Here is a 2,459-nt window from a genome sequence, read left to right on the forward strand (position 1 = left end):
CCCGGAGCCGCAGGCGCGATCGGAACCACCTCGGTCGCAAAGGCGGAGCCGGACGGATACACATTGCTGCTCACCTCGGCGCCTCCGGTCGCGATCGTGCCCTGGCTCAACAAGACGCTGAGCTACGATGTCGAGCGTGATCTCGTGCCGATCGTCGGCATCGCGCGGGGGCCATTCGCGCTGCTCGCCAACAAGGACGTCCCGGTGTCCAACATCGCGGAGTTCGTTGCTTATGTGAAAGCCAATCCAGGCAAGACCAATTATGGGTCGTTCGGCACCGGCTCCGTCAGCCAGCTGGCGATGGAAACCCTGAAACAGGCAGCCGGCCTCGACATTGCTCATATTCCTTATCCCGGGACCGGTCCGGCGCAGGCCGATCTGCTGGGCGGTCGCATTCAGTTCCTGTTTGACGGCTTGCCAGCCGCTGCCGCCCGCATGAAAGCTGGCGATGTGCGCGTGCTCGCGGCCAGCGGCAATCGTCGGCACGGCATCGCGCCCGATCTTCCGACGGTCGCGGAATCGGGTGTGCCGTCGCTCGCCAATTTCGACGTTCAGGGCTGGGTAGGGCTGTTCGCTCCGGCGGGGACGCCGCAGCCGATTATCGACATCCTCAGCAAGACGTTCCTGAAAAATCTGTCCGCACTCGACAAGCTGGTTTCCGAGCAGGGAATGATCACGTTCGCACTTCCACCCGCGAACTTCGCGCGCTTCGTGAAGGCGGATAGCCAGAAATGGCGGAAGACGATCGAGGATGCGAAGATAGAGATACCCGCCGCGAAGTAAGAACCGCGCGCGCTTCAATTGTCCTGCAGCGAACGCATATAGGCCACGAGCGCGCGGGCTTCGTGTTCCTTCATCACGAAGGTCGGCATTTCGGGGTGGCCCGCAATGATGCCGTCCTGCAGACGCTCAGCCATCTGATCGAGATCGACGCGCGGCTCCATGCGACGAAAGGCCGGCGCGGTCGGCATGGGGCTGCGTTCTGCGCGGCCGAGTGCATGACAGGAGGCGCACAGGCGCTGCGCGATATCCTGTCCTTGTTGCGCGAGTTCGCTGGCCTGCGCCGTCGCGACACCGGCAAGAGGCGAGGATGCGACCAGCACCGCGAGGATGCTGCGCCGCAGGCGCTGTTTAAACGTCAAGGAACACCGTTTCATGGTCGCACTGCAGGGACGATATCATGCGCATGCATAAGCCATCGCGGCTCGTCCGCGTGTCCATCAAGGTCGCACCGCGATCATCTGCGGAATATGACAAAGATCAAGCGACCGGACGGTCCAGCATCGGCTCCATGCCCTGCGGCGCGCGCACGATCTCGAGGCGCGGCCGCTCGCGTGGCGTAGTCCGGGCGCCGTATTGCGGTGCATTGCCGAAGCGTGTCAGGCGCGCTTCCTCGGCCTGGATCAGAGCGTTCCAGGATTCGAGAAGCCGCATGTAGTTTTGCCGAATGGCTTCGCTGTTTGTGTTGGCGATGCGCGACGCACACTCTTCAGCACGCCTGCGATAATGCCAGAGCATACGACCCCCCAAGGCCCGTATCTCCGCGGGTCGCGTTCGACTCGCGGGCCGCATGACATTGCGAACGGGTATTGTTGTGCCGCAGCAGGGTTAACGCGCGGTTAAATTGGAACTCGCGGGGCTTTGCGAAGGCGGATCAGGACGGACGCTTGCCGACCGTCAGGAGCAGTTCGTTCGGTCCTTCCCAGCCTGTCGGCGTGCTGAACTTTCCCAGCCTCTCGGCGATCTCGGCCCACGCCGCCGCGCGCCTTGTTTCGTCGAGCCCGGCGAGCAGTTGCACGATCGGACTGGCTGCCGCCCGTGTGAAGTCGAGATAGGCATGGACCGACGGGAGCCTGAATGGCGCGTCGATCCTGGTGGTCGCGACGTCGCAGAATCCGGCGTGGCTGAACAGCTCGTCCATCAGACCCGCGCGGCCAAGGCTCATGAGGCCGCCGGGTTGGTGGGGGGAGGGCGGCGGCAGGCCGGCATGCTTGCAGGCGGTCGACATGAGGATACCGATGCACGGATTGTGTTCGGGCGCGGAAAACACGAGCGTGCAGGCCTTGCCGCCGGGCTTGAGCGCACGGAACATCTGCTGCAATCCCGCGCCGGGATCGGGGAAAAACATCAGGCCGAGCCGGCAGACCGCCGCGTCGAAGCCAGCGTCCGCGACCGGCAACGCTTCGCCGTCGGCAACCCTGGCCGAGATATTGTCCAGTCCCGCGCGACGTGCATTGTCCTCCGCGAATTTCAGGATGGCGGGCGAAAGGTCGGTCGCCAGCACATGGCCGCCCGGGCCGACGCGTCGTGCGATATCAAGCGTCTGGTCGCCTGCACCGGCGGCAACATCGAGAACGCGCGCGCCCGTGTCGATGCCGGTCATCGCCATCATCGCGTCGGTTGAGTCCCGAAGCCATGTCCGGATCACGGCGCTCTTGTCGTTCCATCCAGGAGCGCAG

Annotated in this window: 4 protein-coding genes; 1 reads left to right on the plus strand and 3 read right to left on the minus strand. The window is 64.4% G+C overall.

The features are described 5' to 3' along the window. Nucleotides 1-783 (plus strand): tripartite tricarboxylate transporter substrate binding protein (locus VNZ93_RS13840; protein WP_325705894.1); only part of this gene is annotated, 783 nt, incomplete at its 5' end. 14 nt (nucleotides 784-797) lie between these two features. Here the strand turns inward: VNZ93_RS13840 and VNZ93_RS13845 are convergent. The 3 genes from VNZ93_RS13845 to VNZ93_RS13855 all read right to left on the minus strand — a co-directional run. After that, nucleotides 798-1,142, minus strand: coding sequence for a cytochrome c (locus tag VNZ93_RS13845; protein WP_325705897.1), 345 nt, complete (start codon nucleotides 1,140-1,142; stop codon nucleotides 798-800). A gap of 118 nt (nucleotides 1,143-1,260) precedes the next feature. Then, nucleotides 1,261-1,434, minus strand: coding sequence for a hypothetical protein (locus VNZ93_RS13850; protein ID WP_325705902.1), 174 nt, complete (start codon nucleotides 1,432-1,434; stop codon nucleotides 1,261-1,263). Between the two features lie 220 nt (nucleotides 1,435-1,654). Further along, a partial coding sequence (locus VNZ93_RS13855; RefSeq protein WP_325705905.1) for a class I SAM-dependent methyltransferase occupies nucleotides 1,655-2,459 on the minus strand: 805 nt, incomplete at its 5' end.

Source organism: Pseudorhodoplanes sp. (assembly GCF_035565795.1).
Classification (GTDB): domain Bacteria; phylum Pseudomonadota; class Alphaproteobacteria; order Rhizobiales; family Xanthobacteraceae; genus Pseudorhodoplanes.